The following is a 24,694-nucleotide window of genomic DNA, read 5'->3' as shown; positions in this document are numbered from 1 at the left end:
GATGCCCGCCTCGGAAACTGATCGCAACGCCGATCGAAAGGAATGATGATGGTGGACAGTCTCTTTGCCGATGTCTCGTACTTTCAGGCACCGGTAGACGATTCCTACCCGTACCGAATCCTGAGTTTCCGTTCCAACGACGGAACCTTCCGGGATCCCAACTTCGCCGCGAACTACGCCTGGGCCACGGCTGCCGCCGACGAGGGGCGCCTGGCCTGCTTCATAGTCTACTTCTACTGGCGGCCCAACTGGGCCGAGACGGTGCGCACCCATCGCGATATGGTGGCCGGCTGCGGCGGACCGCATCCGCGCATGATCACGATGATCGACGTCGAATCCGGCGGCAATCCGAGCGGCGATCAGTCCGACGGCATCAACCGCGCCTACTGGGAACTGGCCGACTGGCTCGGCGACCCCCGACGGGTGATCGGCTACGCCAATACCGGCGATCTGTTCGGCATGTGGTCCGACCGCCCGGACGGTCTGCGTCTGATCGGCGCGGGCTACGGCCGAAATCCCAACCTGCCCGGCCAGATCGCCCATCAGTACACCGACGGCAACGGCTTCGGCGGCGGCCTGCCCGAGGGCTGCCAGCCCTTCGGCAGCTGCGATATGAACGCCGCCAACGGGATGTCGCCGGAAGACTTCGCCGCACAGTGCGGCGTGGGAATGGAGGAGGAACTCATGTCCGCATTGAACGAGGCCGAGCAGCGCGAACTGCTGGAGAAGACCCGCGACATCTGGACCCAGCTGCGCGGTCCGGACGGCAAGGGCTGGCCGCAGCTGGGTCAGGACGCGAAGGGCGCCCACCGCACTCCGGTCGACGCGCTCGCCGTCGTCGAACAGGCCGTGGCGGCCCGGGTGCAGCCGACGGCATAACTTGTCGGTGCCCTCTGGCATGGTTCGCCTGTGCGCACCATGACCGCCGCCGCGGCCCGCCGGACCGCCCTGGCCGCCCAGGGATTCGCTACGCCTCACCCGGCGTCGCCGCCCAACCGCCGCTCGATTCTGCGAACGCTGGAGCGAACCCAACTGCTGCAGTTGGATTCGGTTTCGGCGGTGGTGCGGGCGCACTACGCGCCGGTGTTCAGTCGTATCGGGGGGTATGACCGAACGGTGCTCGACGAGGCGGCGTGGAGTCACAGCGGGCGGCGACCGCGGCGGCTGGTCGAATACTGGGCGCACGAGGCGGCGCTGATCCCGGTCGAGGATTGGCCGCTGATGCGGTGGCGGATGGAGCAGTATCGGAACGGACGCTGGGGTGGTGCGCAGAATGTGTTGCGCCGCAACCCTTCCCTGCCCAAGGATGTGCTGGATGTGATCGGCGAATTCGGGGCGAGTACGGCCGGTGAGGTCGAGCGGCATCTGGAACTGGACCGGCCGCGCAGCAAGGACCACTGGGGCTGGAACTACAGCGATACCAAGGTGGTCTGCGAGGTACTGTTCGCCACCGGCGAGCTGTCGGTGGACAAGCGGGTTGGCTTCCAGCGTCACTACGACCTCACCGAGCGCGTCCTGCCGCCGGAGGTGCTGGCCCGCCGGGTCGACGAACCGGACGCGGTGCGGGAATTGGTGCGTCGCGCCGCCACGGCCTTGGGCGTGGGCACCGAACCCGATCTGCGCGACTATTACCGGCTGCACCGGCGTCAGACCGAACCGGCCCTGGCCGAACTGGTCGATGCGGGCGAACTCGAACAGGTGCGGGTGCCCGGCTGGGATCGGGTCGCGTATCTGGCGGCCGGGGCGCGCACGCCGCGCCGGGTGACCGGCGCGGCGCTGCTGTGCCCCTTCGATCCGCTGATCTTCTTCCGGCCGCGCACCGAGCGGATCTTCGATTTCCACTACCGCATCGAGATCTACACCCCGGAAGCCAAACGGGTGCACGGCTATTACGTCTTCCCGTTCCTGCTCGACGGTGAACTGGTCGCGCGGGTGGATCTGCGGGCCGAGCGCGCGAGCGGGCGGCTGCTGGTGCCGGGTGCGTTCGCCGAACCGGGATGGAATTCGCCGTATGTGATCGCGGAGCTGGCCCGGGCGCTGCGCGAGATGGCCGATTGGCTGGAATTGGACACCATCGAGGTGGGTGAGCGCGGCGATCTGGCCGACGCGTTGAGCCACGCCGCGATCGCGGTGAGCTGATACGTAAAGGAGTGGCGGCGTGGGGGATCGGTTGGGCAAGCTGGAGGGTATGGGTGCACCCGACACCGATGTCCTGATCGTTGGGGCGGGGCCGACCGGGTTGATGCTGGCCGACGAGCTCGCCCTGGCCGGTGTGCGGGTCGTGATCGTGGATCGCGACCACGAACGCAGCCGACAGACCAAGGCGCTGAATCTGCAACCGCGCTCGGCGGAGATCCTGGACTGGCGCGGCTGGCTGGATCCGATGCTCGAGCTGGCGTTCACCAAGCTGACCGCCGGGCACTACGCGGGTATCCCGCTGGACTATTCGGCGCTCGACAGCCGCTTCGCCTATCAGATCGGCATCGTGCAGGCCGATGTCGAGCGGGCGCTGGAGGCGGTGCTGGCCGGATACGGCGGCGCGCCACGACGCGGTCACGAACTGATCGCGATCGAGGCCGGGATATCGGCCGACGACGACGGTGTGGTCGCGCTGCTGGCCGCAGATGGCGACGAATACCGATGCACCGCACGCTATCTCGTCGGCGCGGACGGCGGCCGCAGTACGGTGCGCAAGCTGGTGGGCGTGCCGTTTCCCGGGCGCGACGGCCGCTACACGGCGGTGGTCTGCGATATCACACTGGCCCGCAAGCCCGCCGGAGTGGCCGAGTCGTGGGCGATGCCCGAATTCGATCCGACCCGTACCGATTTCGTCTTCCTGCTCCCGCTGCGCGCCGGGCTCTACCGGTTCCTGTTCGGTTCCGGCCGCGATCAGCACGTGGGCCGCGACGAGGAGATCACTCGCGAGGAGGTGCAGCGGGCGCTGCGGAGCGGCTTCGGGCCGGATATCGAACTGGGTGAACTGCGTTCGGGCTCGCGGTTCACCGACGCGACCCGCCAGGTCGAGTCCTATCGCAGCGGACGGGTGTTCCTGGCGGGCGACGCCGCCCATATCCATTCGCCGCTCGGCGGGCAGGGGATGGGTCTGGGACTGCAGGACGCGTTCAATCTGGGGTGGAAGCTCGCCGCGGCGGTGCACGGCTGGGCCCCGCCCGGCCTGTTGGACAGCTATCACAGGGAGCGCCATCCGGTGGGTGCGGCGGTGCTGGCCAACACCCGGGCGCAGGGTGTGCTGACCCACCCCGACGTCGATATGCCCGCCCTGCGCGAGACCATGACGCGGCTGCTGCGGCTGCCCGATGCGAATCGCATGCTGTCCGAGGACATCTCGGGTCTGTCCATCCGCTACGAACTGGGCCCGGGCGCGGGCCGACGCGCGCCCGATCGCGAGCTGCCCGACGGCACCCGCCTCGCCGAGCACGCCCGGTCCGGTCACGGCCTGCTCCTGGACGCCACCCCGGACCATCGCTTCGCCGCGCTGGCTACCGGCTGGTTCACCCGAATCCGCTATCTGGCAACCGATCCCACCGACTTGGACGCGTCGGCGACGCTGATCCGGCCCGACGGTCACATCGTCGCGACCACCGCGGATCCCGGGGCCATGACCGACGCCCTCACCGCCTGGTTCGGCAGCGGGACCGATGGCGTCGGAAAGTCGGGGTGAAGATCGCGAAACCCCGTGCCGGATGGTTCCATTCGGTGCTACCGTCGCCTGATGTTGTGGCAGCGGATGCGACACAACCGAGTCTTTCGCGGCAGTGCCCTCGCGGCGATCGCTGTCCTGGTTGTGAGCGGTTGCGGCGGATCCGGAACGCGGGGCGGGGGTCAGACCGCGGCGGCGGGGCCATGGCCACCGGCCGAGGGCCGCGGGTCGTGCTCGGTCACCAAACAGGAGAATGTCCCGGCGACCATGCGTGACGGTGTGGTGCTGAAGGCGGATGTGTATCGGCCGCAGAGCGCCGATCCGGTACCGGTGATCTTGATGCGCACCCAATACGGCAAGGCGGCGGCGCAGATCCAGCCGTCCCGATATCAGACGCCGGACTGGTTCGCCTCGCACTGCTATCTGGTTGTGGTGCAGGATATTCGGGGCCAGGGCGCGTCGGCCGGAACGTTCGTCGAATTCGCCAACGATCGCACGGACGGATACGACTCGGTGGAGTGGGCCGCGGCGCTGCCGGGTTCCAACGGCAAGGTCGGCATGTACGGCTCGTCCTATGTCGGGGCAACCCAGTGGCTGGCCGCGGTGGAGACGCCACCGCATCTGACCACGATCGTGCCCGCCAACACCTCCTCCGACTACTACGACGGCTGGACCTACGACGGCGGCGCGTTCCGACTGGCCTTCGTCGAACCCTGGGCCATGGAGACGATCGCGACCTCCGCGGCGACCAATCGCGGCGACACCGGCACCGCGAAGCAACTGCAAGCCGACGGCGCCGACTACAGCCGCTGGCTGGCTTTTCGCCCGTACCAACAGTTCCCGCCCATGCATCCGGGCGATCCGGCCGTGGCGCCCTGGTTCTTCGACTGGATCCGCCATTCCACCCGCGATGACTACTGGAAGCAGTGGAGCATTCGCGACCGGTATTCCGCGGTGAAGGTTCCGGTGCTCGATATGGAGGGTTGGTACGACGCGTTTCTCGCGGGCGGGGTGGAGAACTTCTCGGGCATGGTGGCCCGCGGCGGCAGCGACGACGCGCGTCGCAATCAGCGCCTGGTGATCGGACCGTGGGATCACGTGGGCTGGGGCCGTCCGGGTTCACATGTGTCGGCCCCGATGCTCGACGGCGGGCCCGGCGGCAACAGCCCGATCAACGAGCTGATGCTGGCCTGGTACGACCATTTCCTGAAGGGCAAGGACAATCAGGTCTCCGGGCAGCCACGCGTGGACTACTTCGTCATGGGCGCCAATCGCTGGAAGACCGCGGATGCCTGGCCGCTGCCGAACACTCGCTGGACGACGTATTACCTGTCCGGCAACGGTGGTTCGAGCGCCGCGGGCCGCGCGGGCGCGCTGACCGCCGACGCGCCGAAGGATCCGCAGCAGCCGGATCATTACTACTACGACCCACTGAATCCGGTGCCCAGCGCGGGCGGGCATTCCTGTTGCGGGGCGAGCAGCGGACCGCAGGGACCGTTCGATCAGTATGTGGTGGAACAGCGTTCGGATGTGCTGACCTACACCACCGAACCGCTGGCCACCGATACCGAGATCACCGGGCCCACCGATGTGAAACTGTGGGCCTCCTCGACCGCGCCCGATACCGACTTCACCGCCAAACTGGTCGCGGTCGCGCCGGACGGGTCGTCGATCAATCTGAACAACGGGATCATTCGCGCGGCGTTCCGCGAATCATTGGACAAGCCCACACCGATCGTGCCCGGACAGCCCTATCAGTACACGATCAAGATCTGGCCGAGCAGCTACCTGATCAAGGCGGGCTCGCGGATTCGCGTCGAGATCTCCTCGAGCGACTATCCGCAATACGCGCCCAATCCGAATACCGGTGAGCCGTTCGGTCAGAGCGCCGCGACCCAGGGCGCCACCCAGACCATCCTGCACGACGCCGACCACCCCTCCTCGGTGGTGCTGCCGATCATTCCGGCGGGTGACAACGGAAAGAGTGAATTCCCGCTGCCGCGTTAGGTATTCGTGACGGCCGCATCCTCGGCGATGATGGTGTCCGAGGGCGCGGGCAGTCGCCGCGCCAGCACCTCGCCGCGGAAGAATCTCGGCATCACCTTCGCCAGCACCAGATAGATCGGGATGCCGATCAGCAGCGTGCCGACCCCGAGCAGGAAGATCGCCCCGATCCGCCAGTGCGGCGGGAACGGCATCGCCCAGGCCGCGCCGTCGGATCCCGCGTCGCACGAGGTGACGGCCGTCCAGCCCGCCGCGAACAGCAGCGCGAAGCCGCCCAGCGCGGGCAGGATGCCCTTGATCAGCAAAGTCCGTGCGTCGGCGGTGAATTCGCGCCGATGCAGCCAGGCGCAACTGAGTCCGGTCAGGCCGTAGTACAGCCCGATGGAGATGCCGATCGCGGTGACCGCCTCGCTGATCAACCGGCCGCCGGAGACGAAATTCAGCAGAACGTACAGCGCCACCGACAATCCGCCGAAGACGACGGTCGAGAACGTCGGGGTGAGCCAGCGCGGATCGATGCGGCCGAACGCCTTGGGCAGCGCGTGATGCACCGCCATCGAATAGGTCGTGCGCGCGGTCGGCAGGATCGTGGTCTGGGTGGAGGCCGCCGCCGAGGTGAGCACCATCAGAAACAGCAGGCGCACAAGGACGTCGCCCAGGGCGCCCTCGCCGAAGACCGCCGCGCCCAGCGCGCCCAGCACATCGTCGACATGTTCCGGATTGGCCAGACCCAGCCCGTCGCGACCGGCCCCGGCGAAGGCTTGGCTCGCCACGGTGACCAGTAGATACAACGTCACCAGCGTGATCGTGGACAACACTGCCGAGCGCCCGGGCGTGCGTCGCGGGTCGACGGTCTCCTGATTCACCGACACCGCCGAATCCCAGCCCCAGTAGATGAACACCATCAGCAGCACTGCGGTGACGAAATCGGAGAAGGTGCCGATCGCGAACGGATCGAACCACGCCAGCTCCGGCATCCGCGCTCCGGCGGGCGCGTGTCCGGTCGCGACACGCACCAGCGCGACCACCGAGAACACCACGAGCATGCCGAATTCGACGGTCAGCAGCGCCGACTGCAGTCGCGCGGACACATCGATGCCGTACACCGCGACCAGCGTCATCACGATCAGATAGCAGATGCCCAGCAGCAGCACCCAGCCGCTGGTCGGATCGGATCCGATCCCGTGCGCGCCCAGCAGCAGGAAGGTGTATTGCGCGCTGATCTGCGCCAGACTCGCCATCACCAGCAGGTCCGACACCACGATCGCCCAGCCCGACATCCATCCGGTGAAGGGCCCGAACGCGCGGGTGGCCCAGACGAAGGTGGTCCCCGGATCCGGCTCCACCTGATTGAGTTCGCGATAACCGATCGCCACCAGCAACATCGGCACGAAGGCGATCAGGACGATGACGGGCGCGTGCAATCCGACCGCGGCGGCGACCAGGCCGAGTGTGGCGGTGATGCTGTAGGCGGGACCGGCCGACGCCACGCCGATCACCACGCTGGAAGCCAGGGAGAGCGCACCGGAACGCAAGGTGCTGGGGGATGTCACCGGGTAAGGGTAAGGGCTATTTACCGGCAACACCGCATCGGTGCGGCGGCCTCCCGGACCGGTGTCCGGGAGGCCCCGAGACCGTCAGGCCGCGACGGCCGATTGCTCGGACGAAACCGGTTGTGCGGCTTCGGCCCGCTCGGCCTCGCGCCCCCAGCGGCCCGCGAGGCTCGCGCAGGTGAACAGCTGGATCTGATGGAAGATCATCAGCGGCAGCACGATCAGCCCGACCGCGTGTCCGGCGAACAGCACCGTCGCCATCGGCAGGCCGCTGGCCAGACTCTTCTTCGAGCCGCAGAAGATCATGACGATGCGGTCGCCGCGATCGAATCCGAACAGCTTGCTGACCACCGAGGTGAGGCCCAGTACCGCGGCCAGCATGCCGACGCAGATGCCGACCACCGCGACCAGCGACCACGGCGAGATGCCGCTCCAGATGTGCTCGACCATGCCCGCGCTGAAGGCCGCGTAGACCACCAGATACACCGAACCGCGATCGACCGTCTTGGTCACCGTCGCGTGCTTCAACAGCCAGCGCAGCCGCGAGCGCAGCACCTGACCGGCCAGGAACGGCAGCAGCAGTTGCAGCACGATCGACACGATCGCCTTGGGCGAGACCGTCGCGCCGCCGGTGGTCTGCATCAGCAGCATGACCAGCAGCGGGGTCGCGAAGACGCCGATGAGATTGGACAGCGACGCGCTGACCACCGCACCCGCGACATTGCCCCGGGCGATCGAGGTGAACGCGATCGAGGACTGCACTGTCGAGGGCAGCAGCGTCAGATACAGCACGCCGGTGTAGAGCTCCTCGGTGATCACCGAGGGCACCAGCAGCCGCAGCGCCAATCCGATCAGGGGAAACACCAGGTAGGTGACCGCGAGTACCGCCGAATGCAATCGCCAATGCTTCAGGCCTCGAATGGCCTCCCGGGGTTCGAGCCGGGCGCCGTAGAGAAAGAACAGCACTCCGATGGCGATCGTGGTGGCCCATTCCAGCACGCCCGCGGCCGCGCCACGGGCCGGTAGCACCGCGGCCACCAGCACGCTGGCGAGGATGCCGAGCATGAAGGCATCAATACGCAGCTTGGCGAGAAACTTCATTACCGCACGATAATTCCGATCGGACTGATCGCGATAGACGTTGGAATCGATATATAGGAACGCGTATCGTGATCAATATGTTCGATCCGGATCAGCTGCGCACGTTCCTCGCGGTCGAGCGGGCCGGTGGGTTCACCGCGGCGGGCCGCATCCTCGGCCTGCGGCAGTCGACGGTCAGCGGACATATCGCGCGGCTCGAGCAGGCGTCGGGCCGGGAGCTGTTCCGGCGCGACACCCGCAATCTCGCGCTGACCGCCGACGGCGCGGCCATGGTCGGATTCGCGCGCGCCATCCTCGACGCGCAGGCGCGGGCCGAGCGCTACTTCTCCGAATCGCGACTGACCGGTCTGATTCGATTGGGCGCGTCCGACGATGTAATGGGCCGCGAACTGCCCGATGTGCTGTTCGAATTCCAGCGCAGCCATCCGGGAGTGGATCTGGAACTGCACGTGGGGCTGAGCGAGAACCTCAAGACCCGGATGGCGGCAGGGGAGCTGGATCTGATGGTCGCCAAGCGGCTGCCCGGCGAACAGCACGGCGAGCTGCTGTGGCGCGATCGGCTGGTCTGGGCCGGGCGTTCGGGCGCAACGGGTTTCGAGGATCCGGTGCCGCTGGTGACCTATCCGCCGCCCAGTATCACCCGCCACGTCGCGCTGCGGGCGCTCGAACGGGAGGGGCGTACGTGGCGCATCGCCTGTGTCAGCGACAGCCAGCTCGGGCTGCGCGCGGCCGTGCTGGCCGGGCTCGGTGTGATCGTGCATGCCGAAAGTCTGCTGCCGCCGGGGCTTTTCGCCGTCGAGGATGCTCGGTTACCCGGGCTGGGGGAGCTGGAATTCGTGCTGTTGCGCCGCCACGAGGCGATGTCGGAACATGAGCGGGCGCTGTACGAGGCCATCACAGCGGGGGCTCGGCGGCTGCGGGCGGCCACTGCGAGTTCACCTGTCGGTGCAGGTCGTTAACCTGGTTGCCGTGGCAGATCCCGCGACCTACCGGCCCGCGCCGGGCACCATCCCCGTCGAACCCGGCGTCTACAAATTCCGGGACGCCCACAGGCGGGTCATCTATGTCGGCAAGGCGAAGAGTCTGCGCAGCCGATTGAATTCCTATTTCGCCGATATCGCCTCGCTGCATCCGCGCACCAGGCAGATGGTCACCTCGGCGGCGAGCGTGGAGTGGACGGTCGTCACGACCGAGGTGGAAGCGCTTCAGCTGGAATACAACTGGATCAAGGAATTCGATCCGCGCTTCAACGTCCGCTATCGCGACGACAAGTCCTACCCGATGCTCGCGGTGAGCATGAACGAGGACTTCCCGCGGGTGTTCGTCTATCGGGGCGCGCGCAAGAAGGGCGTCCGCTATTTCGGCCCGTACGCCCACGCGTGGGCGATCCGCGAGACGGTGGATCTGCTGCTGCGGGTGTTTCCGGTGCGCACCTGTTCCAATGGGGTGTTCAAGCGGCACAGCCAGATCGGGCGGCCGTGTCTACTGGGGTATATCGATAAATGTTCGGCCCCCTGCATCGGCCGGGTCAGCGCCGAGGAACATCGCCGCATCGCCGAGGACTTCTGCGACTTCCTCTCCGGTAAGACCGACCGGATGGTGCGCGACCTGCGCCGTCGGATGCAGGAGGCCGCAGCGGACTTGGATTTCGAGGCCGCCGCGCGGCTACGCGACGACGTGCAGGCCCTCGAACGCGCGCTGGAGAAGCAGGCGGTCGTGCTGGGCACCGGCACCGACGCCGATGTGATCGCCTTCGCCACCGACGAGCTCGAGGCGGCCGTGCAGATCTTCCACGTGCGCGACGGCCGGGTGCGCGGTCAGCGCGGCTGGGTGGTCGACAAATCCGGCGACGCGGTCGACGAGGCGGCCGCGGTCGGTGAGCTGCCCGCGCTGGTCGAGCAGTTCCTCACCCAGTTCTACGGCGAACAGGCCGCCTTCGCCGAGAACACCGATACCGAGACCGCCGCGACCGTGGTGCCGCGCGAGGTGCTGGTGCCCGCGCTGCCGACCGATCCGGATCAGGTGCAGGGCTGGCTGTCGGAGCTGCGCGGATCCGCCGTGCAGTTGCGGGTGCCGCAGCGCGGGGACAAGAAGGCGCTGATGGAGACCGTGCAGCGCAACGCCTCCGAGGCGCTGACCCAGCACAAGCTCAAGCGGGCGGGGGATCTGACCGCGAGATCGGCCGCGCTGCAAGGGATTCAGGACGCGCTGGATCTGGATTCGGCGCCGCTGCGCATCGAATGCGTCGATATCAGCCATGTGCAGGGCACCGATGTGGTGGCCTCGCTGGTGGTGTTCGAGGACGGGCTGGCCCGCAAATCGGAGTATCGGCACTACACCATCAAGGAGGCCGCCGGCGGCGGCCGCTCCGACGATGTGGCCAGCATCGCCGAGGTGACACGCCGAAGGTTCCATCGGTTGCGCAAAGATCTCGAGGCCCTGGCCGAGGAGCCGGACAATCCCACGCCCGGTATCGATCCGACCACCGGCAAACCGCGCCGCTTCTCCTATCCGCCCAATCTGTTCGTCGTCGACGGCGGCGCGCCGCAGGTGAACGCGGCCGCCGAGGTCCTCGATGAGCTGGGTATCACCGATGTCGCGGTCATCGGCCTGGCCAAACGCCTCGAGGAGGTGTGGGTGCCCAACGAGTCCGATCCGGTGATCATGCCCCGCAACAGCGAATCGCTGTATCTGCTGCAGCGCGTCCGTGACGAGGCCCATCGCTTCGCCATCACCTTCCATCGCAGTAAGCGCTCGCGCCGCATGACCGCCTCCGCGTTGGACTCCGTGCGCGGGCTCGGTGAATCACGACGCACCGCGCTGGTGACCCACTTCGGCTCGGTGGCTCGGCTGAAGGAGGCTACGGTGGAGGAGATCACGGAGGTGCCGGGCATCGGGGTGGCCACGGCGAAGGCAGTGCTCGCGGCCCTCAACGGTGAATGAGTCGCGAATCTCGGTGAAATCGCGTCCGCGGCGGCGCGCACAGGGTGGAATCGTCACGTCTCGGTTTCGTCCCTGGCGTGTGCCCGCCGTCGGAAGCGCATGCAGGGCAGGATGATCGAATGACGAGCCAGAGACGGACCTGACAGGGACATGACCAGCGTCGAATCGAACAGCAGCGCGGCGGATCCGCACGCGTCGGCGGTGCCCGTGCGGCCCGAGCCCGACGGCGTGGGGGTCGAGGTGGTCATCGTCACCGGCCTGTCCGGTGCGGGGCGGGGCACCGCGGCGCGGGTGCTCGAGGATCTGGGCTGGTACGTCGCCGACAATTTGCCGCCCGAATTGATCGGCCGTCTGGTCGAATTGGGTTCGGCCGCAGAGCCGCCGATTCGCAAGCTCGCACTGGTGATGGATGTGCGCAGCCGCTTCTTCACCGGCGATCTGTCCGGTGTCACCGAGCAGTTGCGGGGCGGGGGTGTGCGGACCCGGGTGCTGTTTTTGGAGGCCTCCGACGACGTGCTGATCCGCCGGTTCGGATTCGCTCGACGACGCCACCCGTTACAGAGCGAAAGCGCCGACGGTACGCTGTCGGCCGGCATCACCGCCGAGCGGCAACGTTTGGCGAAGGTGAAGACCGCAGCCGATCTGGTCATCGACACCACGGCATTGTCGGTGCATCAACTGCATCGCAAGCTGGAGGAGGCCTACGGCGGCGGCACGCCGACAGCACTGCAGGTGACAATCCAATCGTTCGGTTTCAAGTACGGAGTTCCGCTGGACGCCGACATGGTGTTTGATTTGCGTTTCCTGCCCAATCCGCATTGGGTACCGGAACTACGTGAATACACAGGACAGGACGCGGTGGTCAGCGAATACGTGTTGTCTCAGCCGGGCGCCGACGACTATTTGCGGACCTGTTATCACCTGATCGACCTGACGACCAACGGGTACCGCCAAGAGGGGAAGCGTTACATGACCGTGGCAGTGGGCTGCACCGGCGGTAAACACCGCAGTGTGGCGATGGCGGAAGCGCTGGGCGAAATGCTCGGCGACTCCGATCACGACGTCGTGCGTGTGGTGCATCGAGACCTGGGGCGGGAATGACCGAAGTCGACTCCGCGCCCGCGATCGTCGCGCTGGGCGGTGGTCACGGGCTGTACGCGACCCTGACGGCGGCGCGCCGGTTGACCAGGGAGATCACCGCGGTCGTCACCGTCGCCGACGACGGGGGTTCGTCCGGGCGGCTGCGCGCCGAACTGGGCATGCTCCCGCCGGGAGATCTACGGATGGCCCTGGCCGCGCTGGCCGAGGACACCGACGGCCTGTGGGCCCGCGCGGTGCAGCATCGCTTCGGCGGAACCGGCGCGCTGGCCGGACATTCCGTGGGCAATCTGATCCTCGCGGGCCTGACCGAGGTGCTCGGCGATCCGGTCGCGGCCCTCGACGAGATGGGTAAGGTGCTGCGCACCGCGGGTCAGGTGCTGCCGATGTCGGCGACTCCGCTGACCATCGAGGCCGACGTCTCGGGCCTGGAGGCCGACCCGCGGGTGAGCCGCTGTATCCGGGGGCAGGTGGCGGTGGCGACCACACCGGGTAAGGTGCGCCGGGTGCGGCTGATCCCCCAGGATCCGCCTGCGAGCCCGGAGGCGACGGCCGCCATCGAACATGCCGACCTGGTGATTCTCGGTCCGGGTTCGTGGTTCACCAGCGTTATTCCGCATGTGCTGGTGCCCGGTTTGCACGAAGCCCTGGTCCACACCCGGGCCCGAAAGGTGCTGGTGCTCAATCTCGCCGCGGAACCCGGAGAAACGGCCGGATTCTCCGCCGAACGGCACCTGCATGTATTGTCCCAGCACGCACCGGATTTCGCGGTCGACCACGTGGTGGTGGATTCCGGGTCCGTACCCGAGGGTAGGGAACGCGAACATGTGGCAAGAGCTGCCGAACAGCTGCGTGCGCGAGTAATCTTCGCTGATGTCGCCGAGGCGGGGACGGACCGGCACCACCCTGGAAAGCTAGCCGCCGCACTGGATCAGGTGATCCGGCAACCTCGGCCGGAATTGGCAGGGCTTCGAGTCGAAGGACGGCACCGTGGCCAGCAGGTGCGGTCCGCGTTGGGTGGAAAGGAGCGGGTCTCGTGGCGATGACAGCCGAGGTGAAGGACGAGCTGAGCCGTCTCTCCGTCTCGCAGGTGAGTTCACGCAAGGCGGAGTTGTCGGCGCTACTCCGGTTCGCCGGCGGCCTGCACATCGTCGGCGGCCGCGTGATCGTCGAGGCCGAGGTCGATATGGGCTCGATCGCGCGGCGGCTGCGCCGGGAGATCTTCGAGCTGTACGGCTACGGCTCGGACGTGCACGTCCTCGGGGCCGGTGGGCTACGCAAAACCTCCCGGTACGTGGTGCGCGTATCCAAGGAGGGTGAGGCCCTGGCCCGCCAGACCGGTCTGCTCGATGTGCGCGGTCGTCCGGTGCGCGGCCTGCCCGCCCAGGTGGTCGGCGGCAGTATCGGTGATGCCGAAGCCGCTTGGCGCGGAGCGTTTCTCGCGCACGGCTCGCTCACCGAACCCGGCCGCTCCTCCGCCCTCGAGGTGAGCTGTCCCGGCCCCGAGGCCGCCCTGGCGCTGGTCGGCGCCGCCCGGCGCATGGGTATTTCGGCCAAGGCCCGCGAGGTGCGCGGCACCGATCGCGTCGTGGTCCGCGACGGCGAGGCCATCGGCGCGCTGCTGACCCGGATGGGCGCACAGGACACGCGCCTGACCTGGGAGGAACGTCGCATGCGCCGCGAGGTGCGTGCGACGGCCAACCGCCTGGCCAATTTCGACGATGCCAATCTGCGTCGCTCGGCCCGCGCCGCGGTCGCCGCCGCGGCCCGCGTCGAACGCGCACTGGAGATCCTCGGCGACGATGTGCCCGAGCATCTGGCCGCCGCCGGACGGCTGCGTGTCCAGCACCGCCAGGCCTCCCTGGAGGAGTTGGGCCAGCTGGCCGAGCCCCCGATGACGAAAGACGCGGTGGCGGGCCGCATCCGACGCCTGCTGTCCATGGCGGATCGCCGCGCCAAGGAATTGGGCATCCCCGATACGGAATCCGCCGTCACCGCGGAACTCCTCGAAGACGCCTGACAAGCCATTTCCGATGACCGCCGTCGCACGAGTTCCCTTGTGCGGCGGCGGTTTTCGCATATCCGGACAAACTTGTCCACAGGCGAGAAGTTATCCACAACCACCCCCTCGACCGCCCTCCGGAGGGGGTCCGGTGCGGTAAGTTCGGAGGCCTGATCGGCAGGCGAAACCGAACGCACAAGGGGGAGAGGCGATGACGACATTGGCTCAGCTGGAGGCGAGGGTGGCCGCATTGGAAGCGAATCGGGCGGAGGGTCATGCGGTGTTCTCCGCGGTCCATGCGGTGGATGCCAAGGTGGACGCTCACCGCGAGGAGAACCGCCAAAGCTTCGAAGAGATCCAAGACGAGTTCGCGGCTCTGGACGCCAAGTTCGGATCGTTCGAGGAGAAGTACGGCCCGTTGCCCGAGGCCCTGGCCTACTTGAAGGTGAAGGTGGATGCGCCTGCCGAAAGCTTGGAATGGCTGGAAGCGCATCTAGCGGCCATGGACGCCAAAGATGATGCGCGCCACGCGGAGCACAATGAGCGGTTCACGGCACTCGAGGCCGGACAGGGCGCATTGTTGGAACGTCAGGCAGCGGTCGAGGTCGGGCAGGAAGGCTTGTTGGAGCGGCAGTCGGCTTTGGAGACAGGGCAGGCGGCTTTGATCGACGGGCAGGCGGAGCTCAGTTCGAAAGTGGCTGGGCTGGCGGAGGGCCAGGCCTCGCTTGTCGTGGGGTACGCGGAACTCAATGCCAAGGTAGCCGGGTTGGCCGACGGGCAAGCCTCTCTGGAGGCTGGGCAGGCATCGCTCGAGGCCGGGTTCGCGACACTCGACAGGCGGGCGGATGTTCAGCGGAAGCTGACGAACACCCTTGGGGAACGTCTGGCCGAGTTTCAGGGCGAGACGCGGGCTCGGTTCGAGACAATGGATGCCCGATTCGACCGGATCGACCAGAAGCTGGGAGAGTTCGACTCGTTCCGGCTGTCGACCGAGGAGAACTTCGCGGAAGTGAAGGACCTCATCGTTCGGGCCCTGGATTCCAAGGCCGGACAGTGATTTTCGGCCCGATTCGGCAGTAGCCGCCGACCGGTCCGTCCGCCCGGCGGACCGGACGGACTCGCCCCTGCTCAGGGGGCTGTATTCGCTGTGAGCAGGGGCATGTCATCGAGGTGACAGGCGGGCATTAGGGTGGACTTTGCAACGGAACGAATCCGCTTGAAAGCTGAGGAGCGATAACGTGACTGTCCGGGTAGGCATCAACGGCTTCGGCCGCATCGGTCGTAACTTCTTCAGGGCGGTGGAAGCGCAGAAGGCGCTGGGTACCACGGATATCGAGATCGTCGCGGTCAACGACCTCACCGATAACGCCACCCTGGCGACCCTGCTCAAATACGACTCCATCCTGGGCCGGCTCCCGCAGGACGTCTCGCTCGACGGCGAGGACACCATCGTGGTCGGCGACCAGCGGATCAAGGCCCTGGCCATCAAGGAGGGCCCGGCGGCCCTGCCGTGGGGCGACCTCGGCGTCGACGTGGTCGTCGAGTCGACCGGCATCTTCACCGACGCCACCAAGGCCAAGGGCCACATCGCGGCCGGCGCGAAGAAGGTCATCATCTCCGCGCCCGCCAAGGGCGAGGACCTGACCGTCGTCATGGGCGTCAACGACGACAAGTACGACGGCAGCCAGAACATCATCTCCAACGCCTCGTGCACCACCAACTGCCTGGGCCCGCTGGCCAAGGTCCTCAATGACGAGTTCGGCATCGTCAAGGGCCTGATGACCACCATCCACGCCTACACCCAGGACCAGAACCTGCAGGACGGCCCGCACAAGGATCTGCGCCGCGCCCGCGCCGCCGCGCTGAACATCGTGCCGACCAGCACCGGCGCCGCCAAGGCCATCGGCCTGGTGCTGCCCGAGCTCAACGGCAAGCTGGACGGCTACTCGCTGCGCGTGCCGATCCCCACCGGCTCGATCACCGACCTCACCGCCGACCTGGCCAAGAAGGCCACCGTCGAGGAGATCAACGCCGCGTTCAAGGCCGCCGCGGAGGGACCGCTCAAGGGCATCCTGAAGTACAGCGTCGACCCGATCGTGTCCAGTGACATCGTCACCGATCCGCACTCGTCGATCTTCGACGCGCCGCTGACCAAGGTGATCGACGATCAGGTCAAGGTCTACTCCTGGTACGACAACGAGTGGGGCTACTCCAACCGCCTGGCCGATCTGATCGGTCTCGTCGGCAAGTCGCTGTAAAGCCATGGCAGTCAAGACACTTCAAGACCTGCTGGCCGAGGGTGTCGAGGGTCGGGGCGTGCTGGTGCGCTCCGACCTGAACGTCCCGCTCGACGGCGGCTCCATCACCGATCCGGGCCGCATCGTGGCCTCGGCTCCCACCATCAAGGCGCTGGCCGAGGCCGGCGCCAAGGTGGTCGTGACCGCGCATCTGGGCCGCCCGAAGGGCGAGCCCGATCCGAAGCTGTCGCTGGCCCCCGTGGCGGCGAAGCTGTCGGAGGAGCTGGGCCGCAATGTCCAGCTCGCGGGCGATGTGGTCGGCCAGGACGCGCTCGCGCGCTCCGAGGGTCTGACCGACGGCGATGTGCTGCTGCTGGAGAACATCCGCTTCGATCCCCGTGAGACCAGCAAGGACGACGCCGAGCGCGCCAAGCTGGCCCGGGCACTGGTCGAATTGGTCGGCGACGACGGCGCTTTCGTCTCCGACGGATTCGGTGTGGTGCACCGCAAGCAGGCCTCGGTCTACGACGTGGCCCAGCTGCTGCCGCATTACGCGGGCGGTCTGGTCGCCACCGAGGTCGAGGTGCTGAAGAAGCTGACCACCGATCCGGAGCGGCCGTACGCGGTCGTGCTCGGCGGTTCCAAGGTCTCGGACAAGCTCGCGGTCATCGAGGCGCTCGCCCCCAAGGTCGACACCCTGGTGATCGGCGGCGGCATGTGCTTCACCTTCCTTGCGGCGCAGGGCCTTTCGGTGGGCACCTCGCTGCTGCAGGAGGAGATGGTCGGGACCTGCCAGGATCTGCTGGACCGTTTCGCCGACGTCATCCACCTGCCCGTGGACATCGTGGCGGCCGACAAGTTCGCCGCCGACGCGGATTCGAAGATCGTGCCCGCCAACGAGATTCCCGAGGGCTGGATGGGCCTGGACGTGGGCCCGGAGTCGGTCAAGCGCTTCGCGGCGCTGCTCACCGAGGCGAAGACCATCTTCTGGAACGGCCCGATGGGCGTGTTCGAGTTCGAGAACTTCGCCGCCGGTACCCGCGGCGTGGCCGAGGCGATCGTGACGGCCACCGGTAAGGGGGCGTTCACGGTGGTCGGTGGCGGCGATTCGGCCGCGGCCGTGCGCACGCTGGGTCTGCCCGAGGACGGTTTCTCGCATATCTCCACCGGCGGCGGCGCGTCGCTGGAGTACCTGGAGGGCAAGGAACTTCCGGGCATCGCGGTGCTGGAGGACTGAACGATGGCTCGTAAACCCCTCATCGCCGGCAACTGGAAGATGAACCTCAACCACCTCGAGGCCATCGCCCTGGTGCAGAAGATCGCCTTCGCGCTGCCGGACAAGTACTTCGACAAGGTCGACGTCACGGTCATCCCGCCCTATACCGACATCCGCAGCGTGCAGACGCTGATCGAGGGCGATCGGCTGCTGATCACCTATGGCGCGCAGGATGTCTCGGTGCACGCCTCGGGCGCCTACACCGGCGAGATCAGCGCACCCATGCTGGCCAAACTCGGCTGTAGCTTCATCGTGGTGGGCCACTCCGAGCGGCGGCAGTACCACAACGAGGACGACGCGATCGTGCTGGCCAAGACCAAGCAGGTGCTGAAGAACGGGATGACCCCGATCGTCTGCATCGGCGAGGGTCTCAATGTTCGCGAGTCGCAGACGCACGTCGCCTACAACCTCGAGCAGCTGCGCGGTTCGCTCAAGGGCCTGACGGCCGAGGAGATCTCGAAGGTCGTCATCGCCTACGAACCGGTCTGGGCCATCGGCACCGGTCGGGTCGCCACCCCCTCCGACGCGCAGGAGGTGTGCGGCGCGATCCGCACCGAGCTGGCGGAACTGGCCAATGCCGAGGTCGCCGCGGGCGTTCGGGTGCTCTACGGCGGTTCGGTCAATGCCAAGAATGTCGGTGAACTGGTCAACCAGACCGATATCGACGGCGCCCTGGTCGGCGGCGCCTCCCTCAAGGGAGACGAATTCGCCACCCTGTCGGCCATCGCCGCGGGCGGCCCGCTGCCCTGATCGGCTCGAGACGGCCCGGTATCGCGCATCGGCGGTGCCGGGCCGTTGTCGTCTCGCCTGTCGTCTCGCCCTAGGGGATTCGCGCCACCGCGCCCAGCATCGAGACCGCCTCGGGCCGCGGATGCGCCCGCCAGCCCTCCGGGCGCCAGGACATGATCGAGCCGACGCCCGGCGATTCCAGTTCCAGACCATCGAAGAACGGGATGAATTCGGCCGTCGACCGTAGTCGAAACGGGATGCCGCTGCGTTTGTTGGCCGCCTCGTTCTCGGCGATGTCCTCGGGGGTGAGGTGGTCGCTGGTGGCATGGCTGATCACCAGATAACTGCCCGACGGCAGCGCCCGGCACAGCCTGCGTACCAATTCGTAGGGGCGTTCCTCGTCGACGATGAAATGCATGATCGCCACCAGCATCAGCGCCACCGGCTGCGCCAGATCCAAGGTGGCCAGCAGGTCCGGATGGTCGAGGATGACTTCCGGATCGCGCACGTCGGCCTCGATATAGGCGGTTTTGCCCTCGGGCGCGCTGTTGAGCAGCGTGCGGGCGTGCACCGCGACGATCGGGTCGTTGTCGACGTAGACGATGCGCGAGTCGGGCGCGATGTCCTGGGCGATCTCGTGCACATTGCCCGCGGTCGGCAGGCCCGTGCCGATGTCGAGATACTGCCGGATACCTGCCTCAGCGGCCAGGAAGGTCACCACGCGCCGCAGGAAGGCGCGATTCTCCAGCGCGGAGAACTGCACGCTGGGGAACGCCTCGGCCACCTGTTCGGCCGATTTCCGGTCGGCCTCGAAATTGTCCTTACCGCCCAGCCAATAGTCGTACCGTCGGGCGGGGTGCGGTTTCGACACGTCGATCCCGGGTGGTGCCCATTCGGAGTCCACTTTCGCCCTCTTTCCTCTCGACTACTGTGATCGGTGTCAGTTCGAATTCGCGAACCGGGTAGCGACACCGCCGCGCTCATGGAAGGCTCGGTCAATGCAATTGCAGTACAGCCCTTACGATTTCGACGTCCACGACGATCCGTACCCGTACTACGCCCGCCTGCGTGAGCAGGCGCCGGTGTTCCGGAACGAGGTCGACGACTTCTGGGCATTGTCGCGGCACGCCGACGTGCTGGCGGCGTTTCGCGATTCCGATCGGTTCTCCAGCGCCAACGGCCTGCGCATGGAGCCCGCGTTCTGGGGTCCGCAGGCCGAGCGGTTCTTCTCGTTCGTGGCCATGGATCCACCCAAGCACACTCGACTGCGCGGATTGGTGACTCGAGCGTTCACACAGCGTCGCGTGCAGTCGCTGGAACCGCGGATTCGCGAGATCGCGCGCGGTTTGCTGCGGCCGCTGCTCGAACGCGGCTCGTTCGATCTGATGAGCGAATTCGCGGGACCGTTCCCGACGCATGTGATCTCCGAGTTGGTTGGCGTACCCGAGGCCGACCGAGACATGGTGCTGAAACTCGGCATGGAGATCATGTACACCGATGAGGAGTCTACCGATCTTCGTCCGGAGGCGATGCAGGCCATCGGCGCGCTGGTCGGCTATTACACCGAGCTGACCATCGAACGCAGTAAGAAGCGCAGCGACGACCTGCTTTCCGGCTTATTGGACGCGGCCGACGGCGAGGACCGGCTGACGCCGGAGGAAATCGTCGGCGTGTTGATCCTGTTGATCGGCGCGGGAATCGAGACCACGATGCTGTCGCTGGGCAACCTCTGGCACGCGGGTTGGGAACATCCCGATCAGCGTCGGCTCGGCTTCGACGGTCGCCTGGACGATTTCATCGCCGAGGGTATGCGCTACGACCCCGCGACCCAGAACAATCTGCGCACCACCACCGAGGAAATCGAACTGCACGGCGTGCGCATCCCCACCGGCGCTCGCATACTGCTGCTCTCCGGTTCGGCCAATCGCGATCCGGAGGTCTTCGAAAATCCGGACGCCTTCGACCTGAACCGCAACACCGGGCCGTCCCTGGTCTTCGGCAGCGGCCGCCACCACTGCCTCGGTTCCAATCTTGGTCTGCTGGAACTGCGCATCGCCCTGCAGGAGATCTCGGCCCACATCACCGACTACGAAATAGATCCCGCCGCCACGAAACGAATCCACGCCTCCAACAACCGCGGCTTCACCTGCCTCCCGACAACGGTCACCGCACGCTGATCATCGGGTCGAGTCGCCCTGCTCGGCCCGCCCGGTGATGCCCGGACCGTGGCGTGTCGCCTTTTCCGATTGGTTCGGCCGTAACCGAACGCACGCCGGATGAGAGCGCGCCGCCGATGAATTCGGCGGCGCGTCTCGTTCGGCACACGGCCGGGCCTCGGTCCCGCCTACGACCGGGTTTCCGCCCGTTCGCAGGGCTGGGCGGCCAATTTCTCCGCGGCCGTTTCGATGGTCGCCTCGTCCAGCAGGACATGCGCCGTCGCCGGGCCCAGCGGAACGAAGCTGTCGACACTGGTGACCCGGGAGATGGGTCCGGTGAAACCACCGTCAAGCAGTGCGGCGCAGACGGATTCGGAGACGCCGCCGCTGCGGCGGGTCTCATCGGCGATCAGAACGCGGCCGGTGGCCCGGGCGTGGTCGAGCAGATCGTCCACCGGCAGCGGGCTCAGCCAGCGCAGGTCCAGTACGCGCGCGGCGATGCCGCGCTCGGCCAGGCGGCGGGCCGCGCGCAGACTCATGCGGACGCCGTTGGCGAAGGTGACGATCGTGAGATCGGCGCCGTCGCCGTAGACGCGGGCGCGTCCGATGTCGACGGCGTCGCCGGAAACCGGGGCGAGCCAGCCGTCGTCACCGGATTCGTGCAGATCGCGGGTGTGGTACAGCGCGATCGGCTCCAGGTAGACGCACACCCGCCCGTCCACGCGCGCGGCCGACACGCAGGTGCGCAACATGGCCGCGGCATCGTCGGCGCGGGCGGGGGAGGCCACCACCACACCGGGGATATCGCGCAGCGCGGCCACGGAATCGTCGTTGTGGAAATGCCCGCCGAACCCCTTCTGATACCCGTATCCCGCGATCCGGACGACCATCGGATTGCGATACCGCCCACCGGAGAAGAACCGCAGCGTCGCCGCCTCACCGCGAATCTGATCCAGCGCGTTGTGCACATACGCCAGATACTGAATCTCCGGAATCGGCACGAATCCGGCCAGCCCCGCGCCCAGTGCGGTGCCGAGCACGCTCTGCTCGTCGAGCAACGTATCGAAAACCCGTCGCCGCCCGAAGGTCTTCTGCAACCCCTTGGTGACGCCGTACACCCCGCCCTTGCGACCGACATCCTCGCCGAAGACCAGAATGTCGCCGTCACGTTCGAGCAGCGCCCCCAGGGTGTGATTGACCGCCTGCGCCAATGTCATCGGCCCCGCGCTGTCGTGGCGCCGGGCCTGAATCGCCGCCGTCGCAACACGATCGGCGGGCCGCGCGCTCACGACCGGCGAGCTGGCCGGTGGAGACCCGATATCAGCGGCCGTCTCACCCGCATCGGATATCGTGCCCGACCGCTCCGAGCCCACCCGTGCGTCGTCCGGCCGTGTCCCGGCGGAGCCAGACGCCACAAGGCCTTCCATGCCGTCGCCGCTGCCCGCCGCGCCGCCGGAGCTGCCTGTTGTGGCGAGGTTGTTCGTGATCGTGGGGTTGTCCGTCGCGTTGTCGGGGCTGCCTGTTGTGGCGAGGTTGTTCGTGATCGTGGGGTTGTCCGTCGCGTTGTCGGGGCTGCCTGTTGTGGCGAGGTTGTTCGTGATCGTGGGGTTGTCCGTCGCGTTGTCGGGGCTGCCTGTTGTGGCGAGGTTGTTCGTGATCGTCGGACTGCCCGCCGCGGCGACGGATGTTCCGGGGCGGAGGCCCTGTGCGTCGGAACCGTTGGCGGCGAGCGGGGTTCGATCGGCGTCGGCGCTGCTGTCCGCCCACGGTTCGGTTCGCAGCGCGTCCTCCCGGACCGCGCGCGGATGGTCCGGTGCGAGCGGTGCGATGACCTCGGCGGTGGAGGCGAGTTTGGGCTCCTCGGATACGCGGGCGGCCGTTTCGGCGACCTGTGCGCCGATCGAGTCGTAGCGTTCGAGGATCTGATCGGCGGTGGCGACACCCGAGGTGACCAGCAGTACGGCCGTGGCGGTCACCGGGTCCCGGGTCATTTCCGCGGTGATATCGGCGGCGCGGCGGTAGGCGGATTCGACGTCGGAGCCCGCGTGACCGAGCAGGCGCACGGTGCGCATCCGCAGGAAGGCGGGGCGGCGGTTCTCGCGGACCCAGCGGGCCGCTTCGGCCGAAACCGCCAGTGCCTCCAGCGGATTCGAGCCGTCGGCGGTGAAATATCGCAGGCCGGGCCGGGAGCCGTAGGCCCGTTCGATCCAGTCCGTCGGCGTCGGGACGCTGATGCCGATGCCGTTGTCCTCGCATACGAACAGCACCGGCATCGGCACCTGCTGATACGCCGTGTGAATCGCGGCATTGATCGCGCCCGCCGCGGTCGAGTGATTGGCCGAGGCGTCGCCGAAGGTGCACAGCACCACCGCGTCGGCGGGCCATTCGCAGCGCACACCCAGCCGGGCCGCACGATCCAGCGCGAAGCCCAGGCCGACCGCACGCGGCAGATGTGAGGCGATGGTCGAGGTCTGCGGAATCACCGAGGCGGGCTTGGAACCGAAAACCTTGTGCCGCCCACCGGAAATCGGATCCGCCGCCGCGGCCACCACGCCCAGCAGCACATCGCGGATCGGATCGAGGCCGGGGACCTGGCGGCAGCGGTGGACGAAGAACGCGCCCGAACGATAGTGCAGCAGTGCGGGATCGGTGACGCGCAACGCGGCGGCCAGCACCGCATTGCTCTCGTGGCCGGACGAACCGATGCTGTAGAAACCGCGGCCGGCCGCGGTGAGTCCGCGCGCGGCCAGATCGAGATGGCGGCTGGCGGCCTGCGCGTCGAAGATCTCGAGGCAGGTCACACCCGTGTAGTGGCTGCCCGTCCGGATGGGATCGGTCGTGGCGCGCCGGATCCCCGGTGCCGCCGCCCGTACCGCCTCGCGAAACCGTCGATCCAGTTCTGCTTCTCGTTCGTTGATCACATCTCCAATAATGTTATGCCGCAGCGCCTCGTGGGCCGAAATTTTTACACCGGCTCGGATCAGGATTCGGCGCGCAGTACGAGCCCGGTGTTGTTGCCGTCGTTGTGCAGGGTCAGGGTGTCGGCGTCGACGGTGGCGCGGGTCCGGCCGTCCAGGGCCTCGAGCACCTGCCGCTCGACCTCCATCACATCGGGTTCGCAGGCCATCTTCGTCGTGGCGATGCGGAAGGTGACCTCCTGGCCGCCCGCGGCGACCTCGGCCGTTCCGGTCATCCGATTGCAGCCCGCGCTGCCGCTGACCCGACCATCGGAGGCGATGGTGAGATTCGGCTCGGTCTGTTCCAGCACCTGCGAGGTCACCTGGCCGTTGGGTCGCACCAGTGTGGTGACCGTCCACGTGGTGCCGGTGAGCGCTCGATCGGGCTGGGCCGCCTTCTTGTCCAACAGGGTGACCGTCTTGCCGTTGCCCGTCAGCGTGAGGGTGGTGCCGTCCAGCTTCCAGGTCGGCGCGGCCTGCAACAGTTCGGTCTGCCAGCCGTCGGCCCCGCCGCGCTCCCCCGGACAGCCCATCATCGTGGTCGCCAGCCCCGAAACCCGCAGCACATCCCCGTCGAAAGCGACCGGCCCGCTACTCGTATTGCATCCCGCCTGAGCCGAAACCCGCCCGTCGGCGAAGGTCAGCACGAGCGGCCCACCGCCCGGAATCGGCGTCCCGTCCACCTTCGTGGAAACGAACGTATGCCCCATCGGCGTAGGCCGATCGGAATCACCATGACCCGACGAGCACCCGATCGCCAATCCCGCGATCGCCACCACCGGAATCCAGCGCAGCACATGGGCGGACATGAGCCGATCCTAGCCGCGCCCCAGCAACGCGAGCGCCGCCGACGACCCGGCGATTCGCCGGAGTGGTCAGTGTCGACGCGTGCGGCGCGTGAGTCTGGGGAACTGACTCGGCCAGCCCCCTGCGGGGGTCTCTATCCGTCGCGTGTGGAGAGTCGGTTCGGCGCGAAG

Annotated in this window: 20 protein-coding genes; 14 read left to right on the top strand and 6 right to left on the bottom strand. The window is 67.4% G+C overall.

Annotation, left to right across the window (positions count from 1 at the left end; genetic code table 11):
- Nucleotides 1–48: 48 nt before the first annotated feature.
- The 4 genes from NP4_RS21095 to NP4_RS21080 all read left to right on the top strand — a co-directional run bounded on the left by NP4_RS21095 (nt 49) and on the right by NP4_RS21080 (nt 5,668).
- Nucleotides 49–879, top strand: coding sequence for a hypothetical protein (locus NP4_RS21095; protein ID WP_068000705.1), 831 nt, complete (start codon nt 49–51; stop codon nt 877–879).
- 30 nt (nt 880–909) lie between these two features.
- The gene (locus NP4_RS21090) at nt 910–2,139 is read left to right on the top strand and encodes a winged helix-turn-helix domain-containing protein (RefSeq protein ID WP_068000351.1); all 1,230 of its coding nucleotides are present in this window, start codon (nt 910–912) and stop codon (nt 2,137–2,139) included.
- Between the two features lie 19 nt (nt 2,140–2,158).
- Nucleotides 2,159–3,682 carry an FAD-dependent monooxygenase gene (locus NP4_RS21085; protein ID WP_245997507.1) on the top strand — a complete coding sequence of 508 codons (1,524 nt, stop codon included), beginning with the start codon at nt 2,159–2,161 and terminating at the stop codon, nt 3,680–3,682.
- A 66-nt stretch (nt 3,683–3,748) separates the two neighbouring features.
- A complete protein-coding gene (locus NP4_RS21080; RefSeq protein WP_068000699.1) occupies nt 3,749–5,668 on the top strand; it encodes a CocE/NonD family hydrolase in 1,920 nt (639 codons plus the stop codon).
- Here the strand turns inward: NP4_RS21080 and NP4_RS21075 are convergent.
- Nucleotides 5,665–7,218, bottom strand: a complete 1,554-nt coding sequence (locus NP4_RS21075) for an APC family permease (RefSeq protein ID WP_245997492.1) — start codon at nt 7,216–7,218, stop codon at nt 5,665–5,667. The two genes, NP4_RS21080 and NP4_RS21075, sit on opposite strands and share 4 nt — an antisense overlap.
- Nucleotides 7,219–7,302: 84 nt before the next feature.
- Nucleotides 7,303–8,319 carry a bile acid:sodium symporter family protein gene (locus NP4_RS21070; RefSeq protein ID WP_068000345.1) on the bottom strand — a complete coding sequence of 339 codons (1,017 nt, stop codon included), beginning with the start codon at nt 8,317–8,319 and terminating at the stop codon, nt 7,303–7,305.
- Nucleotides 8,320–8,390: 71 nt separating this feature from the next.
- On the opposite strand from NP4_RS21070, the gene NP4_RS21065 reads away from it, so the two are divergent.
- Complete coding sequence (locus NP4_RS21065) at nt 8,391–9,278, top strand: LysR substrate-binding domain-containing protein (RefSeq protein WP_082876093.1); 888 nt, start codon at nt 8,391–8,393, stop codon at nt 9,276–9,278.
- A 10-nt stretch (nt 9,279–9,288) separates the two neighbouring features.
- Complete coding sequence (gene uvrC / locus NP4_RS21060) at nt 9,289–11,262, top strand: excinuclease ABC subunit UvrC (RefSeq protein ID WP_068000343.1); 1,974 nt, start codon at nt 9,289–9,291, stop codon at nt 11,260–11,262.
- Nucleotides 11,263–11,315: 53 nt separating this feature from the next.
- On the opposite strand, the gene NP4_RS42685 is transcribed toward uvrC, so the two are convergent.
- Nucleotides 11,316–11,510 carry a hypothetical protein gene (locus NP4_RS42685; protein ID WP_245997685.1) on the bottom strand — a complete coding sequence of 65 codons (195 nt, stop codon included), beginning with the start codon at nt 11,508–11,510 and terminating at the stop codon, nt 11,316–11,318.
- Here NP4_RS42685 and rapZ point away from each other — a divergent pair.
- From rapZ to tpiA, 7 genes are all read left to right on the top strand, one after another.
- Complete coding sequence (gene rapZ / locus NP4_RS21055) at nt 11,503–12,363, top strand: RNase adapter RapZ (protein ID WP_373863855.1); 861 nt, start codon at nt 11,503–11,505, stop codon at nt 12,361–12,363. The genes NP4_RS42685 and rapZ overlap by 8 nt on opposite strands.
- Entirely contained in the window at nt 12,360–13,406 is a 1,047-nt protein-coding gene (locus NP4_RS21050; protein WP_062511865.1) for a gluconeogenesis factor YvcK family protein, read from the top strand. Before rapZ ends, NP4_RS21050 begins: the two co-directional genes overlap by 4 nt.
- Complete coding sequence (gene whiA, locus NP4_RS21045) at nt 13,397–14,380, top strand: DNA-binding protein WhiA (RefSeq protein ID WP_068000337.1); 984 nt, start codon at nt 13,397–13,399, stop codon at nt 14,378–14,380. The genes NP4_RS21050 and whiA overlap by 10 nt, the downstream gene beginning before the upstream one ends.
- Nucleotides 14,381–14,573: 193 nt before the next feature.
- Nucleotides 14,574–15,419, top strand: a complete 846-nt coding sequence (locus NP4_RS21040) for a hypothetical protein (protein WP_068000335.1) — start codon at nt 14,574–14,576, stop codon at nt 15,417–15,419.
- 181 nt (nt 15,420–15,600) lie between these two features.
- Nucleotides 15,601–16,620, top strand: a complete 1,020-nt coding sequence (gap, locus tag NP4_RS21035; protein WP_068000333.1) for a type I glyceraldehyde-3-phosphate dehydrogenase — start codon at nt 15,601–15,603, stop codon at nt 16,618–16,620.
- Between the two features lie 4 nt (nt 16,621–16,624).
- Entirely contained in the window at nt 16,625–17,836 is a 1,212-nt protein-coding gene (locus NP4_RS21030) for a phosphoglycerate kinase (RefSeq protein WP_068000329.1), read from the top strand.
- Between the two features lie 3 nt (nt 17,837–17,839).
- Nucleotides 17,840–18,625 (top strand): triose-phosphate isomerase, encoded by a 786-nt coding sequence (tpiA, locus tag NP4_RS21025; protein WP_068000325.1) that lies wholly within the window; start codon nt 17,840–17,842, stop codon nt 18,623–18,625.
- A 70-nt stretch (nt 18,626–18,695) separates the two neighbouring features.
- Here the strand turns inward: tpiA and NP4_RS21020 are convergent, their stop codons facing one another.
- A complete protein-coding gene (locus NP4_RS21020) occupies nt 18,696–19,508 on the bottom strand; it encodes an SAM-dependent methyltransferase (protein WP_068000323.1) in 813 nt (270 codons plus the stop codon).
- Nucleotides 19,509–19,602: 94 nt separating this feature from the next.
- On the opposite strand from NP4_RS21020, the gene NP4_RS21015 reads away from it, so the two are divergent.
- The gene (locus NP4_RS21015; protein ID WP_068000320.1) at nt 19,603–20,781 is read left to right on the top strand and encodes a cytochrome P450; all 1,179 of its coding nucleotides are present in this window, start codon (nt 19,603–19,605) and stop codon (nt 20,779–20,781) included.
- Nucleotides 20,782–20,948: 167 nt separating this feature from the next.
- Here NP4_RS21015 and NP4_RS21010 read toward each other — a convergent pair whose 3' ends face one another.
- Nucleotides 20,949–23,681: a thiamine pyrophosphate-dependent enzyme gene (locus NP4_RS21010; protein WP_425464076.1), complete on the bottom strand. Its 2,733-nt coding sequence runs from the start codon at nt 23,679–23,681 to the stop codon at nt 20,949–20,951.
- A gap of 59 nt (nt 23,682–23,740) precedes the next feature.
- Nucleotides 23,741–24,526, bottom strand: a complete 786-nt coding sequence (locus NP4_RS21005; protein WP_068000317.1) for an META domain-containing protein — start codon at nt 24,524–24,526, stop codon at nt 23,741–23,743.
- Between the last annotated feature and the right edge of the window lie 168 nt (nt 24,527–24,694).

Source organism: Nocardia pseudobrasiliensis NBRC 108224, from assembly GCF_001613105.1.
Taxonomy (GTDB): Bacteria; Actinomycetota; Actinomycetes; order Mycobacteriales; family Mycobacteriaceae; genus Nocardia; species Nocardia pseudobrasiliensis.
The sequence above is the reverse complement of the archived record's forward strand: the minus strand, read 5'-3'. Positions and strand labels throughout refer to the sequence as shown.

Excerpts from the sequence above, each read along its gene's own strand:
- NP4_RS21095 (WP_068000705.1), top strand. The coding sequence starts at position 49 with ATGGTGGACAGTCTCTTTGCCGATGTCTCGTACTTTCAGGCACCGGTA.
- NP4_RS21080 (WP_068000699.1), top strand. The coding sequence starts at position 3,749 with ATGCGACACAACCGAGTCTTTCGCGGCAGTGCCCTCGCGGCGATCGCT.
- NP4_RS21070 (WP_068000345.1), bottom strand. The coding sequence starts at position 8,319 with ATGAAGTTTCTCGCCAAGCTGCGTATTGATGCCTTCATGCTCGGCATC.
- NP4_RS42685 (WP_245997685.1), bottom strand. The coding sequence starts at position 11,510 with ATGACCACCTCGACCCCCACGCCGTCGGGCTCGGGCCGCACGGGCACC.
- NP4_RS21050 (WP_062511865.1), top strand. The coding sequence starts at position 12,360 with ATGACCGAAGTCGACTCCGCGCCCGCGATCGTCGCGCTGGGCGGTGGT.
- NP4_RS21040 (WP_068000335.1), top strand. The coding sequence starts at position 14,574 with ATGACGACATTGGCTCAGCTGGAGGCGAGGGTGGCCGCATTGGAAGCG.
- NP4_RS21030 (WP_068000329.1), top strand. The coding sequence starts at position 16,625 with ATGGCAGTCAAGACACTTCAAGACCTGCTGGCCGAGGGTGTCGAGGGT.
- tpiA (WP_068000325.1), top strand. The coding sequence starts at position 17,840 with ATGGCTCGTAAACCCCTCATCGCCGGCAACTGGAAGATGAACCTCAAC.
- NP4_RS21015 (WP_068000320.1), top strand. The coding sequence starts at position 19,603 with ATGCAATTGCAGTACAGCCCTTACGATTTCGACGTCCACGACGATCCG.
- NP4_RS21005 (WP_068000317.1), bottom strand. The coding sequence starts at position 24,526 with ATGTCCGCCCATGTGCTGCGCTGGATTCCGGTGGTGGCGATCGCGGGA.